Raw genomic sequence first — 15,754 nt, forward strand, 5'->3', positions numbered from 1 at the left:
GCACGGTGGGAGTGGGTGTGGGGCAAGCAGATACATGCGAGCAGCCCGCACCACAGGACGCGCGCGCTCAGCTGGGCGATCGTTTGGACACCGCCCGGCTGAAAGCGCGGCTGAGCAAGAGCCAGTTGGCCGCACGCGCGGCCCTGAGCCGCACCACAGTCACCGCGGCCCTCAACAACACCGGGGCGATCCCGTCCAAGGAGACGGTCACTGCCTTGGCCGGAGCGCTCGGTCTGGACAACGGCCCGCTCCTGGCGCTACGCGAGAGCGCTGTCGGGGCGAAGCCGGTGTCCGGCCGTCGAGCTGGACAGGGTCCAGCGCCGGGCCCGAGCGTCGTCCACACGGTCCAGGGCGATGTTTCCGGCACCGTGATCATGGCCGGCGGCGACGTCACCCTCACCTCCCACCCGCACGCCGGACACACCCTCATCGCCGACCATGCCTCCGGGGCGGATCGCCTCTCCCCGGCTCAGTTGCAGGTGCACGCCGCGGTACTGCCCGCCCCCGACCCGGGCGGCTACCCCTTCCTCACCCCCTACCTGCCCCGTCCCCACGACGTCCGGCTGTGTGAGGCCCTGGAGCCTGCTCTGGGCGGGGAAACGTCGGTGCTGGTGATGCTGACCGGCGGTTCCTCCACCGGCAAGACCCGCGCCCTGTACGAAGCCCTGCACGCACTGGCCCCCCGCCGTCGCCTGCTGCGCCCGTCCACTGCGAACGACCTCCTGCGTCTTCTGGCCGACGGGCAGGTGGACGACCAGGTGGTGCTGTGGCTCAACGAGGCCCAACGCTTCTTCTACGGCACCAGCGCTGCCGAGGCCGCCGCCGCCCTGCACCACCTGTTGCACCAGCGCACGGGCATCGTGGCCGTGGGCACCTTGTGGACCTCCCCCTACTGGGAAGAGCTCACCCAGTTCGGGACTTCCGCCGATCCGCACGCCCAGGTCCGCGAACTGCTCACCGACCCAGCCACCATCCACATCCCCGTCCCCGGCCGCCTCTCCCCTGGCGAGCAAGACGAGTGGAAGACGTGGGCCACGTCACGCGGCGACCGGCGTATGCGCGATGCCCTCCAGGCCGGGGCCGCTGACCGCGGCCGGGTGGTCCAGCACCTCAGCGGCGGCCCTGCCCTGTTGGCCGCCTACGACCAAGGCCCCGGCCACACCTTCACCGCCGTCGAACACGCCCTGCTCACCGCCGCCATCGACGCCCGCCGCCTAGGCCACCGGGCTCCTCTGCCCGCAGCCCTGCTCGCCCAGGCCGCCGACGCGGACCTGGACCCCCGCGAACGCCCCACCCATCCCGACTGGGCCCGGGCCGCACTGGCCGCGTTGTGCAGCGGTCGACGCCCGGGAGGCGGGCGCACCGACATCCGCCACACCCTGACCGCACTGCACCCCCACGTGTCCCGCGCCGGCGCCGAGGCTGTCTACGAACCGGCCGACTACCTCGACCAACACCTAGGCCGCCGCCGCGCCGGCCAACTCGGCAGCCCGGCCCTGTGGCAGGCCCTGCTCGACCACACCCACGACCCCGACACCCTGCACTCCCTGGCCGAGGCCGCCGAACGCCGTGGACTGTTCCAGCACGCTGTCCGGCTCTGGCTTCGGGCGTCTTCGGCCCATTCCGGCACCTTCAGCCAGCATCTGGTGCCTTTGTTGACCCGGAACGTCTACCCGCACAGGTACAGCACTTACTGGACGACTACCGACTTTTCTGACCCAGGAGCTGTCGCCCGTGTATTGCAACTGCTGGATGAAGCGGGACAAGAGCAAGCCATGGCTGCTCTCCTAGAACACGTCCGCACCGCTCACATCGACCTCACCAACCCCGAAGGCGTCGCCCGTCTACTAAAGAAACTGCGTGAGCTGGGGCAGGAGCAGGCCGTGGCCGCGCTGCTGGAACGCGACCCCGCCAACCACATCGACCTCACCAACCCCGAAGGTGTCGCCTTTCTGCTACAGCTACTGCGTGAGCTGGGGCAGGAGCAGGCCGTGGCCGCGCTGCTGGAACGCGACCCCGCCAACCACATCGACCTCACCAACCCCGAAGGTGTCGCCTTTCTGCTACAGCTACTGCGTGAGCTGGGGCAGGAGCAGGCCGTGGCCGCGCTGCTGGAACGCGACCCCACCAACCACATCGACCTCACCAACCCCGAAGGTGTCGCCTTTCTGCTGCGGCTGCTGCGTGAAGAGGGGTTGGACAAAGCGATGGCGCAGCTGGTGACTCGCATCGCTGGCCACGTCGATCTCTCCGACCCTCACCAGGCCCTCCATTTAGTGAGACAGCTTCGTGAGATGCCTCAAACAGGAAGCGGACTGACGGCAAGGGACCTGGCGTCTCGCATTGTCGCTCACGCCGACCTCACCAACCGAGGCACAGTCGCCCAACTGCTGGAGGCACTGAGTGAGGCGGGGCAGGAGCAGGCTGTGGCGGCTCTGCTGGAACGCGCCTCTGTCGCCCACCCTGACCTCACCGACCCAGCAGACATCACCGACCCAGCAGACATCACCCTTTTGCTGGACACGTTGTACTACCAGGCGCAGAAACTGATGTTGGCGGCTCTGGATACTCACGCTGTTGCCCACACCCCCCTCACCAACCCAGGCGCAGTCGCCCAACTGCTGGAGGAACTGCATGAGGCGGGGCAGGAGCAAGCCATGTCGGTTCTGTTGGAACGCGACCCTGCCAACCACGTCGACCTCACCGACCCAGCAGGCGTCGCCCTTCTACTGAAGACGATGCGTGAACTGGGGCAGAAACAGGCGGTGGCCGCTCTGCTAGAACGCGACCCCGCCAACCACGCTGACCCCAGCATCCAACTGGGACCTGACCCGCTCTCGGAAGAGCTTCACCGGATGGGGCAGAAGGAAGCAGCGGCAGTGTGGAAACACCGGATCATGAATGCTGGCCAACTCCGTACGCTGCCTTCATCCCTGCTCCCCTACGGCCGTGAACTCGACGGCTCCCCCGCACAGCCGTGGTCCTGGGACGAACTAGATCTGTGACCCGCCTGCGGCTCGTACTGCGCTGAACGGATCCCCTCATGGCCGGTGGTTCGTCACGTAAGCACACGCTGAGTGGTGACGGCCAAGGGGTGGCACGCCCGGACCAGCCCGTACCACAGGCGTACCAAACTGGTCCACGAGGTGCACAACTCGTCCGACGGTCCGTACAGCTATCAACAGCGAACACTCGCAAAGAAGGGTGCGTGTACCAGAACGGGCCACACCGGTACACGCACCAAAAACTCATAGCAGCCTGAATACAAAAAGAGACGGCAACCTCATTGCCACCTTCTTATTTCCAGGTTTCTCCTTGTTCTGCTGACCTTTCTATGATCGCTCTCGCCCAGCGCCGAGACCTACCGTACTTCTCAGCGATCCTGCGCTCAGAGAGTGGACTCCCAATACGCACACTCTCCCTGTACGCCTTGATGGCCCGCTGATCGACATCTAATGCTTCTGTGGGCTTTTCCATGTCAGCTTTGCCGTTGGTGCGCACAAGCCACATGAGCATTTCATAGCACCCCACCAAAGCAACAGCTGGCCACGCGGCCACAATGGACCCGACGAGCCCGTTCTGCCACCCGTGAGCGACATTCGCCGCCAAGGTTGCCGTGATCCCGAGCCACAGCAGCATCCATGCCAAGGGAGGAGCTTTCACCCCAACTCTGGCCGAGTGCAGGATGACCATCGACGCCGCGTAGACCAGGCCGTCGATCGTCAGGGGGATCATGATCGCTGTGGCCCCGCTCTCTCCGTACTCGGTGACCACGGCGTATGCGTGCCGGTAGGAGACGATAGCGGCGATGACGGCGACTCCACAGACCACCAGCTTGGTGGTTCCGCGGATGAACAGATCGGTTCTCGGCTCTTCCTTGGTCTTGTCTTCCTCGGCCAGGGCCCACCTCGCTTCACTCTGTCTTCGACAGAGGAAGGGTCCTCAGCACCAAGAATGTGACAGGCCTCTGGGAAAAAATCGATCCCGTTTCTCTAGAGGCCTTGGGCGCCTACCGGTTCGCCTCAGGCACGAAGACGAACGACCTGCAATACAGCACCGTTCGGTCCACGCTCAGGCTTCACCAACCAGCACAGTGAGCGACGAAACTTCGTTGCTTCTGTACCAGTGCTCCAGCGGACGCATCGGTGGCGTTGGTACCGCATTGGTGGTAGGTTGGATACCGCATTGCCAAAGGGTTGCTACAGACGTATGCACTGCCATCTGTTAAGGTGGTTGGTGAAGAGTCGGCAAGAACCATCCGGTACGAGCTGGGATGGGGCAACATGCCCTGACAGTCCGAACCCCTCTTGACCATACGAAATGGCATCAGAGGGCATGCACCGACACTAGTCAAACCTTGAACTACGGCACTGCTAATGCGGTTTGGGTTTACGCCCATCCGGGGTTCAAATCCCCGATCCTCCGCGCTCCGACCTGGGGCTTCTCACATCGCGAGAGCGAGAGAAGCCCCAGGTCTTTTTCGTGTCCGGGGACGGTCGGCGCAGGGTCCGCGCCGACCGCGCACGCCGACCGCCGCCCCGGCCGCTGGCGCGCGGGCGGCACGGGCGTCGGCGGGGCGCTGCGTCCCGTTGCGCGGTCGTGGGGCCGGTACGCCAGACGGCCTCAGGCCGAACGCCCGGCGATGGGGTGGTAGGCGCGCTCCCTGCCTTCGAGGGTGTCCGTGACCACGGCTCCGAGGCTGTTGCGGATGTGGGAGCGCACCAGTCCGGCCGCGGCGGCGCCGTCGCCGACGGCGACGAGCTCCAGGATCTCGTGGTGCTGGTTGAGGTCGAGGGTGCGCGGCTCGGCGCCCGCGGGCAGTTCCAGGCCGATCCGCCGGTACCGGTCGGCCTTGTCCCACAGGTCGTCCAGGAGCCTGGTCATCACGCTGTTGTGCGAGGCGGCGTAGATCGCCCGGTGGAAGGCCCGGTGCGCCGCGATGGCCTCCTCCCCCCAGGTACGGGTGACCGGCAGGAGTTCGTCGGCGGCCGCCCTCATCGTGGCGATGTCGCGTTCGGTGCGGCGCAGCGCGGCCAGTTCGGTGGCGGAGGGCTCCAGCGAGAAACGGGCCTCCAGCAGCTCGCGGGCCTCGGTGGCGCTCATGGGCGCCACCCGTACGTCCCGGTGGGTGTCCATGACGACCCAGTCCTCGCTGGCCAGCCGCCTGATCGCCTCGCGCAGGGGCGTGATGCTCATCCCCATCTCCTCCGCCAGTTCGTACTGCGGCAGGCGTGAGCCCGGGGCGAGTTCACCGGAGGTGATGCGGCGGCGCAGCTCGGTGTAGGCCAGCCCGCCCTTGCTGGAGAAGACGTTCGCGCCGGTCATCGTGACCTCTCTCACCAAATTCCCGCTCACGGCCTTGTGACCCCCGTCTCGGCCAGTATAGGCTCCGCATAACTTATAAGGGTCTTATAAGACCAAGTTCGGCAGGAAGAGACCCATGCGAATCGTTTCCGCCCACGTCGGCACCATCCCGATCAGCTCGTCGATGCGCAACGCGTACATCGACTTCAGCAGGATGGACTGCACGATCCTGGCGCTGGTCAGTGACGTGGTGGTCGACGGCAGGCCCCTGGTGGGTTACGGCTTCAACTCCAACGGCCGCTACAACGCCACGGCCATCCTGAACGAGCGGATGCTGCCGCGGCTGCGCGAAGCCGCCCCGGAGGATCTGCTGGACGGGAACGGCGAACTCTCGCCCGCCCGGGCGTGGGACGTCATGATGCGCAACGAGAAGCCGGGCGGACACGGTGAACGCTCCGTCGCCGTCGGCGTGGTGGACATGGCGCTGCACGACCTCGCCGCCAAGGCCGCGGGAGTGCCGCTGTACCGGTGGATCTCCGACCACTACGGCGACGGCGACCCGGACAAGGACGTCTTCGTCTACGCCGCCGGCGGCTACTACGCGCCCGGCAAGACCCTGGAGGACCTCCAGGACGAGATGCGGGGCTTCCTCGACGCCGGGTACGAGGTCGTCAAGATGAAGATCGGCGGCGCCGACCTGGCCGAGGACCTCCGGCGCATCGAGGCGGTCATCGACGTCCTGGGCGGCGACGGGTCCCGGCTGATGGTGGACGTCAACGGCAAGTTCGACCTGCGGACCGCGCTGGAGTACGGCCGGGCCATCGACCGGTACGGCCTCTTCTGGTACGAGGAGGTCGGCGACCCGCTGGACTACGCCCTGAACGCGACGCTGTCGGAGGACTACCGCAACCCCATCGCGACCGGCGAGAACCTGTTCTCCCTCCAGGACGCCCGGAACCTGATCCGCTACGGCGGGATGCGCCCGGACCGCGACTTCGTCCAGGTCGACCCGGCGCTGAGCTACGGGCTGACGGAGTACCGCCGGGTCCTGGACATGCTCGCCCGGCACGGCTGGTCCTCCCGCCGGTGCATCCCGCACGGCGGGCACCAGTTCTCGCTGCACATCGCCGCGGCCCTCAAGCTCGGCGGCAACGAGTCCTACCCCGGGGAGTTCCAGCCCACGGGCGGCTTCGCCGACGACGCGGTGGTCACCCGCGGTCGTGTGGCGCCGGGTGACCTCCCGGGCATCGGGCTCGAAGGCAAGGCGAAGTTCTACGAGGTCCTGCGGGGCCTGCACGGCTGACCGCCCGGGACGGGCGGCTCCCGCGACGGTCGCGGACACGGGAGCCGCCCGCCCCCGGCCCCGCACACGAGCGCTCCGAGGCGGCGTGAACGGCCACCCGGCACACGGCGACCGGCGACGGTCCCCCCTGTTCCCCTCGCGGAGTCCCCGCGGCCGCGTTCCCCTCGCGGCCGATGTCGATCCGCGTACCCCCCGAACCGGTCCTTCGCCCCGCTCCGCGCCGGGCGGGAGGCCAGAAGAAGGTGCAGCACAATGGCAACCTCTTACCCGTACCCCCTGTGGGAGAGCCTGTGGGCGTCGCACAGGGAGGTGAAAGGACTCCTGACGTTCTCCAAGCGCGGGAGGCCGTCACGGGCCGAGCCGGTGGCCTCCGGCGGCGGCCCCTCCGCCGCCCATGACGGCCCCGAGGCCGCGGGACCGGTCGCGGAGTCCGGTGGCCCCGGCCCCGGCTACACGCCCGCGCGCGTCACCGGGCTGGTGCTCGGTCCGCTGCTGTTCGTGCTGACGCTCGTGTTCTTCGAACCCGAGGGGCTCTCGTCGGCGGGGCGGGCGGTCCTGGCCACCACCCTGTGGGTCGCGACCTGGTGGATCACCGAGGCGATCCCCATCCCGGTCACGTCCCTGCTCCCGGTCGCGCTCCTGCCGCTGACCGGCGCGCTGGAGGGCGACGCCGTGGTCGCGGCGTACGGCAACGACATCATCTTCCTGTTCCTGGGAGGGTTCTCGCTCGCGATCGCGATGGAGAAGTGGAACCTCCACCAGCGCATCGCCCTCGCGATCGTCGCGGCGATCGGTACGAGTCCGCGCCGCATCGTCCTCGGCTTCATGGTCGCGACGGGCTTCCTGTCGATGTGGGTCTCCAACACGGCCGCCACGATGATGATGATCCCCGTCGGACTGGCGGTCGTGTACCAGGCCTCCCGTTCGCTGCGGGGCGGGGAGTTCGCCGACGACCTGCCCAGGTTCGAGAAGTCCGTCGTCTTCGGCATCGGCTACGCGGCCACCATCGGCGGTCTCGGCACGCTCATCGGGACACCTCCGCTCGCCGTTCTCGCGGCGACCTCCGGGGAGCTCTTCGGCGAGAGCGTCTCGTTCGGCGGGTGGATGGTGTTCGGGGTTCCGATCGCCGTCGTCCTCCTCGCCCTCGCGTGGTTCTACCTGACGGGCGTCAAGCTCAGGGTCCGGTTCAGGCAGCTTCCCGGCGGCAGGGAGATCATCCGGGAGGAGAGGAGGTCCCTCGGCCGGATGTCCACCGAGGAGAAGCTCGTGCTCGGCGTCTTCCTCGGCACGGCCTTCATGTGGGTGACCCGGTCGTTCCTGTGGGAGGACCTCCTTCCGGGGATCAGCGACGGGGTGATCGCGATCGTCGCGACGGTGGTCCTGTTCACGCTGCCGACCCGCGGTGCCCGGGAGAGGAGGATCCTCCGGTGGGAGGACTCCAAGAAGATCCCGTGGGGGATCCTCCTGCTGTTCGGCGGCGGGCTGGCCATCGCCGCGGGGTTCGTCGACACCGGCCTCTCCGCGTGGATCGGCGAGCAGCTGCGCGTGCTCGACGGGGTCGACGTGATCCTGACCATCGTCATCGCCACCGCGCTCGTGCTGTTCCTGACGGAGATCACCTCGAACGCCGCGACGGCGACGATGATCCTCCCGGTCATGGCGGCCCTCGCGGTCTCCCTGGATATCCACCCGTACGCGCTGATGGTCCCCTGCGCGATGGCCGCGAACTGCGCGTTCATGCTCCCCGTGGGCACCCCTCCGAACGCGATCATGTTCGGCACCGGCAGGGTGACGATCATGGAGATGGTCAGGAGCGGGTTCTGGCTGAACGTCATCGCCCTCGCCCTCGTGGTCGCGGGGACGCTGTTCCTGCTGCCGCCGTTGTGGGGGATCGACCTGATGACCCTTCCCGCCGGATTCCGGTGAGCGGTGCGTCCGGTTCCGGCGGAGCGCCTCCGGAACCGGACGCACCGGCGTCCCGGCGGCGCGTTCTCAGGGGTCCCCGTCGGCCCGGTCCTCCCCTTCCCCCGAGGACCGGTCCCGGAGAGTCCCGGCGAGGGCCGAGGCGACGAGGGCGACGGCGCGGTCCTCGTCCCGGGTCAGTCGGTCCAGGATCCCGCGCACGGCGGCTCCCCCGATCTCGACCAGCGCCTGGACGAGACGGATCCGTGTCGCGGAGTCCGCGTCGGGTGCGGAGAGTTCGTCGGCCAGGGCGGCCGTGATCCGGCCCGCGCACCCGGGGTCCCGGGACAGTCCTCCCAGCGCCTCCGCCGCCTCCACGTCCCTGGAGCCGTCGACCACCATGCCGACCAGCGCGGGTACGGCCTCGGCCGCGCCGTACCCGCCCAGGGCCAGGGCGGCGTGTCCGCGCACCACGGGGTCCGGATCCCCGAGGGCGTCCGCGAGCACCGCGGTGACGCCCGGGGCCTCGGGCATCCCGGCGAGCGCCAGCACCGCGCGCCGCCGGACGTCGGGGTCCTGCGACCGCGCACCGGCCGCCAGAGTCGCCACGCCGTCGCCGCCCGACCGGGCGAGCGCCCAGCGCAGGGCGCCCGCGACGTGGGGGTCGGACTCGGTCAGGACCGCCCCGGCCAGCAGTTCGGCGGAAGCCGACGCCTCTCCCGGCCTGGACAGGAGGGCCTGCTGTCTGCGCGCGGCGCTGGTCGCGTCGAGTCCCCGCATGAGCTCGACGACGCTCAGGACGTCCTGCCAGTCGGCGGGCTCCGACGCGTCGATCGCGCGGAGCCGGTCGAGCAGTTCCCGTTCCCGGGCCAGGCGCTCCTCCGTCCACCGGATGAGGTCGTCCACCAGGGCGGACGGTGTGAAGGCCGGGTCCTCCAGCGCCCGCCCGATCTGCCTGAGCGAGAGCCCGAGGGTTCGCAGGCTCTCCACCTGGAAGATCCTGCGGAGGTCCTCGTCGGAGTACTCGCGGTAGCCTCCGGCGGTACGGCCCGTCGGCCTCACCAGCCCCAGGGCGTCGTAGTGGCGGAGCATCCGGGTGCTCACCCCGGAGCGGCGGGCCACGTCACCGATCAGCAATCCGCGTCCTCCGTGTCCTCGGCGGCCCCTGCCTTCTCGGAGGCCTCCGGTGCCCCGGTGTCCGCCGACGCGACCGCGGCGGCGGCAGCGGCGGCTCGTTCCGGGCCGAGTACGACCACGCGTCCGGCCTCCTCGACGGCGGCGTCGAAACCGCTCTCCGGATCCTGCCGGAGCAGCTCGGTGGCACGGGCGTGCGCCGCCACCGCCGGGTCGGGGTCCTCCGCGGCCCTCTCCAGGGCGGGCACGATCACGTCGCCGAGGTCGACGAGGGCCCGGCTCAGGCTCAGCCGCACATCGCGGTCGCCGCGACCGAGTTGGAGGACCAGTTCGCCGGCCAGGCCCCTCCTCTGCTCATCGTCGTCGGGCGCGAGGGCGACCGCGACGCGCCACGCGGTCCGCGCGACCTGGTCGTTGGCGTCGCGCAGCATGTCGCGGGTGATCCAGGCCCACGTGCTCCTGTCGCCGACCTTGGAGAGCAGGTGCAGGGCCTGGCTGCGGGCCTGGACGCGCTCGGAGACGAGCTCCCGGCGGATCCGTGGCAGGGTGCTCTCCGCCGGGAGACGGGTCAGCGCCCAGGACAGCATGTCCCGTACGAAGAAGTCGGGCTCGACCGCGCACCGCTCGACGAGCGGCTCCAGGAGCGAGGGGTCGGGGTTCGACCCGGCCGCCAGGGCCGCCTGGAGCCGGACCGACGTGTCCCTGGCGGACAGGGCGTCGGCGACGCGGGTGTTCTTCGGGGTCGTGTTGGCAGCGTTGATCGGGACCACCTCCTGCACCCGAGTGAAGACCCTGTCACCGTGTCAAGGTCAAGCCCGCGACCGGCGCGCGGGGAAGTCCGACGGCCGCGGCACCGGTCCGGTCTCCCCGTACGGGCCGGGACGTCCGCCGCGCGTGTGCCCCCGCCCCGCCGCGGAGCACGGGTCCGGGGTGTGCGGCCGTTCGCGGAGCCCGGCGCCCGCCCGCCGGTCGGGGTGTGCGCCGGAGGTCAGGTCACCAGCCCCTGCCGGTAGGCGTAGACCACGGCCTGGACGCGGTCGCGCAGGTCGAGTTTGGTCAGGATGCGCGAGACGAACGTCTTCACGGTCTCCTGGCTGATGAACAGGCTCGCGGCGATCTCGCCGTTGGACAGGCCGTTGGCGATCAGGCGCAGGACCTCCAGCTCGCGGGGGGTCAGCCGGGCGTCGGCCGCGGCGGCGTCGGGGGGCCGGATCCGGGCGGCGTACCTGCCCACCAGCTGTCGCGTGACCTCGGGGTCCAGCAGGGCCGCGCCGGTGGACACGGTGCGGATGCCGTGCAGCAGCTGGGCCGGGGGCGCGTCCTTGAGCAGGAACCCGCTGGCGCCCGCGCGCAGCGCCTCGTAGACGTACTCGTCGAGGTTGAACGTCGTGACCACCAGGACCTTGACGGGACGGTCCACCCCGGCCCCGGCCAGGCGCCGGGTGGCCTCGATGCCGTCGAGCACGGGCATGCGCACGTCCATCACCACGACGTCGGGGCGCAGCCGCTCGGCGAGTTCGACGGCGGCCGCGCCGTCCCCGCACTCGCCGGCGACCTCCAGGTCGGGTTGGGCGTCGATGATGGTGACGAGGCCGGTGCGGATCAGCACCTGGTCGTCGCAGACCAGGACCCGGATCGGCGCGCTCATGCCCGGTCGCCCACCGGGGCGTGCGCGGGGATGCGGGCGTGGACGGCGAATCCCCCGCCCTCGCGCGGGCCAGCGGTGAAGTCACCGCCCAGGACCTCGACGCGTTCGCGCAGGCCGACCAGGCCCCGCCCGCTTCCGCCGGGGGAGACGCCCGGGGGCCCGGCGTGGTCGGTGCTGACGTTCACGGTGATCTCCTCGGGGCGGTGGCGCACCCGCACGGTGGTGGGGCTTCCGTGCGCGTACTTGAGGGCGTTGGTCAGGGCCTCCTGCACGACGCGGTGCGCGACGAGGTCGGCGCTGCCGCGCGAGGAGGCCGGGGTGCCCTCCTCGCTGAACTCCACCGGCTGCCCGGCCCGGCGCGTCTGCTCCACCACGGTGAGCAGTCCCTCGTCGGAGGCGGGGGTGGAGTGGTCGGGGTTGAGCAGGTCGAGCAGGTGGCGCAGGTCGGTGATGGCCCGCCTGCCGGTGTCGGTGACCGCGGTCAGGGTCTGGTCGAGCCGGTCGGGCGCGGAGGTCAGGTAGCGCGCCGACTCGGCCTGCACGACCATCGCGGTCACGTGGTGGGTCACGACGTCGTGGAGTTCGCGGGCGATGCGGGTGCGTTCGGCGGTGCGGGTGGCCTCGGCGACGAGGCGGCGGCGTTCGGCCTCGGCGAGGCGCGTGGAGCGCAGCCACGCCCCGATCCCCCAGGCCAGGGCCAGCGCCCCGTAGAACGTCACGTACCCGGCCGGGGTCTCGCCCGTTCCGAGCCGGTCCACCCCGACCGAGAGCACCACGTAGGCGGCCGAGGCCACGAGCACGGTGGCCCACCGGTACCGGTGGACGTGGGCGCCGGCGCTCACCAGCGCGATGGGCAGCGCGGTGCCTGCGAACAGGTGGTAACCGTTGAGCTGGTCGAGGGCGAAGCCGCTCGCCACCAGGGCCAGGGTCAGGATCGGCCACCGCCGCCGCCCGGCCAGGGGCAGCGACTGGAGGGCGATCGCGACCAGGCCCAGGGCGTCCAGGGGGCGGTCGGCCACCCCGCCGAACTCGGTCCCCTGCCCGTGCAGTGACGGGATGAGCGAGGCGGTCAGGAGCAGCAGCCCCAGGGGCAGGTCCCGGAGGGTGACGTCGAGTCGCTGCCACAGTTCGGGGAGCCGCCGGAGACTGGTCACTGGGGAAGTGTAGTGGTGGCGGCGGTCCGCTCGCCGCGCCGGCGGACGGGGACGATCCGGTCGCGGCGGCGGGCGATCCACATGAGGACCACGGTGACGATGACGCAGAACACCACGGAGTACATGCTGCCTTCGGGGCCGAAGTCGCCGCCGGTGATGATCGTGGGGCCCGAGATGGTGACGTCCAGCAGCCCCTGGGGGGTGTTGCTGCCCGAGACCGCGGTGCTGAAGATGGCGGATCCGGCGATGTTCCAGCCGAAGTGCAGGCCGATGGGCAGCCACAGGCTGCGGGTGGCGATGTAGGCGGCGGTGAGCATGCCGCCGGCCTCGATGGCGATGGCGAGGGCGCCCCACAGGGTGGCGTGCGGGTTGATCAGGTGCACCAGGCCGAAGGCCAGGCCGGTCAGCGCGAGGGCGATCCAGCTGCCGGTGCGCTCCTCGATGATGCGGAACAGCACGCCGCGCCACATCAGCTCCTCGGTCACCGCGACGGCGGCCATGAAGCCGACCAGTCCCAGGGCGCTCATCGGAGAGCCCAGGCCGTTGACCTGGTAGCCGCCGAGGAAGACGATGTTGACGATGACCAGGGCGAACAGTCCGACTCCGAGGAGGGTGCCCCAACTGGTGGCGGAGGCGGCGCCCTTCCAGTCCAGTTCGGTCACGGTGCGACGCTCGGTGCGGCGCACCACCCACCGGTAGACGAACACCGAGGCCACGGCGACCAGGAGGCCCAGGACCAGGGAGACCAAGGGGACGTCCTGGAACGCCATGACTCCCTGTGCGCCGATGAAGGCGACCGCGGCGACGGCCAGGAGCTGCCAGACAAGTCTCATCGAAATTCCTTCGTTGGGGGTTTCGCGTCTGGGAGGAACGCTACGGAGCGGGGTGGTGCGCGGTCGTCACCGTGGAGAGGACACCTGCGCGTAGCTCGCACGGGGGACAGGGGGGCGCGGGGCGGACCTTCGCCGGTCCCCTCCGGGGCGCGGCCCGCGCCCGTCCGCGGCGGTCGGCGGCCTTCCGGAGGCGGCGGCGGGGTGAGTCCCGGCGCTCCGGGCACGCCCACGCGGCCCGGGAGGGGCGCGTCGTCGCAGGTGAACGGGACCCTCCCTCACGCGGGGGCGGGGCGGGGAGCCCGGTGCGGGCGAACGGGTGCCGCCCGGGTCGGCGGCGGGAGCCGTCCCCCGCGGGAGCCACACGCGGGTGTCCCACCGTGCGGTGACGACCCGGGCGCCGCCGCGTCCGTAGGTTCTTCCCCAGTCGCGGAGTCCCGGCCCACGGGAGCGGGGCCGGGCCCTCTCCCCCGGTCCCGCGGCACCACTCGACGCCCCCGCCCCGATTCCCTCGCTGGAGGCCCCGATGTCGCGTTCCTTCCGGACGACCGCCCTGACCGCACTGTGCCTGGCCGTGGCCGGGACCGGCCTCGTCGGATGCTCCGACGTGCGGTCCGGCCTGGAGGACGTGGGCGCCGGTCTGGAGGAGGTGGAGTCCGACCTGGAGTCGGCGGCGGAGGAGGTGATGACCGACGGGGAGCTGTTCACCGGGACCAAGACGCTCGACGTCGAGGGCGGTTCCCTGAACGTCTCCTGCTCCGGCGCCCCGGCCGACGAACGGCCGGTCATCGTCCTCATGGCCGGGATGGGCGACGGCCTGGACACCATGGCCGACCTCCAGGGGACCCTGGGCGAGGAGGACCGGGCCTGCTCCTACGACCGGTTCGGCGAGGGCGGGAGCGACCAGCCGCCCGGCCCCCAGAGCGTCGCCGACGCCGGGCGGACCCTGACCGCCGTCCTGGACGACGTCGCCGGTGACGGCCCGGTCGTCCTGGTCGGCCACTCGCTGGGCGGGCTGATCGCCGCCCGCTACGCCCCCGACCACCAGGACCGGGTCAGGGGACTGGTGCTGCTGGACGCCACGTCACCGACGATGCTGGACGACATCAACGAGGTGATCCCCGAGTCGGCCACCGGCCCGGGCGCCGAGGTGCGCGCGCAGAACCTCGCGGTGTTCCGGGGCGAGAACCCCGAGAGCATCGTCATCGACAGCGACGCGGAGGTCCGCTCGGCCGGGGACGTCCCGACGGAGGTCATCCGGCACGGGGTCCGGTACCTCGGTGAGATCCCCGAGTACGGCGCCGAACTGGAGCGCGTGTGGACCGAGGGCCAGGAGCGGTGGCTCCAGGTGTCCGGTGAGAGCCGGCTCAGCACCGCCGAGGAGAGCGGCCACCACATCCACGTCGACCAGCCCGAGCTGGCCGTCGAGGCCATCCGGCGCGTCACCGACCGGGCCGCCGCCTGACGGCACCTGCGGGAGCGCGCTCTCGGCGGCCCTGGGAACAGCGCGGGCCTCCGGAGCGGCACGGGCCCCGGTGGACCCGGTGGCCCTGGGAGCGCCGGGAGTCACCGAAGCCCCGCGCTCCGGGAACCGGGGAGGCGCACCTGGACGGTGGGCGCCTCCCCGGAGTCGTGTCCGGACACTCAGACGGGCCCCTCCCGCAGACCCGAGGTGATCCGGTGGTAGAGGCCGCCGGAGGTCAGGCCGCCGTCGACGACCAGTTCGGCCCCCGTCACGTACCGGGAGGCCTCCGACAGCAGGAACAGCACCACGTCGGCGACCTCCCCGGGTTCGGCCACCCGGCCGGCGGGCACCGAGCGCAGGCTCTCCTCGACGAAGTCGTCGGTCCCCGAGCGCAGCAGCGGGGTGTCCACCAGCCCGGGGTGCAGGGAGTTCACCCGCACGCCCCAGGGCGCGAACTCCAGCGCGCCCACCTTGCTCAGGCCGCGCACGCCCCACTTGCTCGCGCCGTAGGAGGCGGAGAAGTAGCCGGTCATCCCGGCGATGGAGGACACGTTGACCACCGAGGCCGACCCCGACGCGCGCAGCAGCGGGGCCATGGACCGCATGCCGTAGAACACGCTGGACAGGTTGACGTCCAGCACGCGGCGCCAGTCCTCGTCCGTGGTGTCGGCGATCCCGAAGCGGTGGCTGACCCCGGCGTTGTTGACCAGCCCGTCCAGGCGTCCGCCGTCCTCCTCCGCGATCCGGTCGCGCAGGCGCGCCCAGTCGTCGGGGTCGGCGGCGTCCAGGCGGGCGAACCGGGCCGTCGCGCCCAGCTCACCGATCTGGCGGGCCGTGTCCTCGCCCCGCTCCGCGTCCAGGTCGGCCACCCAGACCCGGGCGCCCTCGCGTCCCAGTGCCAGGGCCTCGGCCCTGCCCATGCCGCCCGCGGCGCCCGTCACCAGGACGACGCGTCCGGCCAGTCCGTGTCCGGCTCCGCCGCTCGTCGCGTCCGCTGTGCGCATGTGCCTTCTC

Annotated in this window: 12 protein-coding genes; 4 read left to right on the forward strand and 8 right to left on the reverse strand. The window is 70.8% G+C overall.

Annotated features, from left to right (window positions below; genetic code table 11):
- The first annotated feature begins 17 nt into the window (after window positions 1–17).
- The gene (locus G011_RS0113660) at window positions 18–3,005 is read left to right on the forward strand and encodes a helix-turn-helix domain-containing protein (protein WP_196808516.1); all 2,988 of its coding nucleotides are present in this window, start codon (window positions 18–20) and stop codon (window positions 3,003–3,005) included.
- 292 nt (window positions 3,006–3,297) lie between these two features.
- Here G011_RS0113660 and G011_RS0113665 read toward each other — a convergent pair whose 3' ends face one another.
- Complete coding sequence (locus G011_RS0113665; protein ID WP_019608961.1) at window positions 3,298–3,831, reverse strand: DUF2637 domain-containing protein; 534 nt, start codon at window positions 3,829–3,831, stop codon at window positions 3,298–3,300.
- Between the two features lie 792 nt (window positions 3,832–4,623).
- Entirely contained in the window at window positions 4,624–5,325 is a 702-nt protein-coding gene (locus G011_RS0113670) for a GntR family transcriptional regulator (RefSeq protein WP_019608962.1), read from the reverse strand.
- Between the two features lie 115 nt (window positions 5,326–5,440).
- Between G011_RS0113670 and G011_RS0113675 the strand changes: the two genes are divergently transcribed.
- Both G011_RS0113675 and G011_RS0113680 read left to right on the forward strand, forming a co-directional pair.
- Window positions 5,441–6,607 carry an enolase C-terminal domain-like protein gene (locus G011_RS0113675; RefSeq protein ID WP_026338282.1) on the forward strand — a complete coding sequence of 389 codons (1,167 nt, stop codon included), beginning with the start codon at window positions 5,441–5,443 and terminating at the stop codon, window positions 6,605–6,607.
- Between the two features lie 252 nt (window positions 6,608–6,859).
- Complete coding sequence (locus tag G011_RS0113680) at window positions 6,860–8,533, forward strand: DASS family sodium-coupled anion symporter (protein WP_026338283.1); 1,674 nt, start codon at window positions 6,860–6,862, stop codon at window positions 8,531–8,533.
- Between the two features lie 66 nt (window positions 8,534–8,599).
- On the opposite strand, the gene G011_RS0113685 is transcribed toward G011_RS0113680, so the two are convergent.
- The 5 genes from G011_RS0113685 to G011_RS0113705 form a co-directional block, all read right to left on the reverse strand.
- Window positions 8,600–9,646 carry a HEAT repeat domain-containing protein gene (locus G011_RS0113685; protein WP_019608966.1) on the reverse strand — a complete coding sequence of 349 codons (1,047 nt, stop codon included), beginning with the start codon at window positions 9,644–9,646 and terminating at the stop codon, window positions 8,600–8,602.
- Window positions 9,640–10,422, reverse strand: coding sequence for a hypothetical protein (locus tag G011_RS0113690; RefSeq protein WP_019608967.1), 783 nt, complete (start codon window positions 10,420–10,422; stop codon window positions 9,640–9,642). Before G011_RS0113690 ends, G011_RS0113685 begins: the two co-directional genes overlap by 7 nt.
- Window positions 10,423–10,631: 209 nt before the next feature.
- Window positions 10,632–11,291: a response regulator transcription factor gene (locus G011_RS0113695; protein WP_013155645.1), complete on the reverse strand. Its 660-nt coding sequence runs from the start codon at window positions 11,289–11,291 to the stop codon at window positions 10,632–10,634.
- Complete coding sequence (locus G011_RS0113700; RefSeq protein ID WP_019608968.1) at window positions 11,288–12,445, reverse strand: sensor histidine kinase; 1,158 nt, start codon at window positions 12,443–12,445, stop codon at window positions 11,288–11,290. Before G011_RS0113700 ends, G011_RS0113695 begins: the two co-directional genes overlap by 4 nt.
- A complete protein-coding gene (locus G011_RS0113705) occupies window positions 12,442–13,278 on the reverse strand; it encodes a CPBP family intramembrane glutamic endopeptidase (RefSeq protein WP_019608969.1) in 837 nt (278 codons plus the stop codon). Before G011_RS0113705 ends, G011_RS0113700 begins: the two co-directional genes overlap by 4 nt.
- 523 nt (window positions 13,279–13,801) lie before the next feature.
- Between G011_RS0113705 and G011_RS0113710 the strand changes: the two genes are divergently transcribed.
- Window positions 13,802–14,740, forward strand: coding sequence for an alpha/beta fold hydrolase (locus G011_RS0113710; RefSeq protein ID WP_019608970.1), 939 nt, complete (start codon window positions 13,802–13,804; stop codon window positions 14,738–14,740).
- A gap of 179 nt (window positions 14,741–14,919) precedes the next feature.
- Here G011_RS0113710 and G011_RS0113715 read toward each other — a convergent pair whose 3' ends face one another.
- Window positions 14,920–15,744 carry an SDR family NAD(P)-dependent oxidoreductase gene (locus G011_RS0113715; RefSeq protein WP_019608971.1) on the reverse strand — a complete coding sequence of 275 codons (825 nt, stop codon included), beginning with the start codon at window positions 15,742–15,744 and terminating at the stop codon, window positions 14,920–14,922.
- Between the last annotated feature and the right edge of the window lie 10 nt (window positions 15,745–15,754).

This window comes from Nocardiopsis sp. CNS-639, assembly GCF_000381685.1.
GTDB classification, from domain to species: Bacteria; Actinomycetota; Actinomycetes; order Streptosporangiales; family Streptosporangiaceae; genus Nocardiopsis; species Nocardiopsis dassonvillei.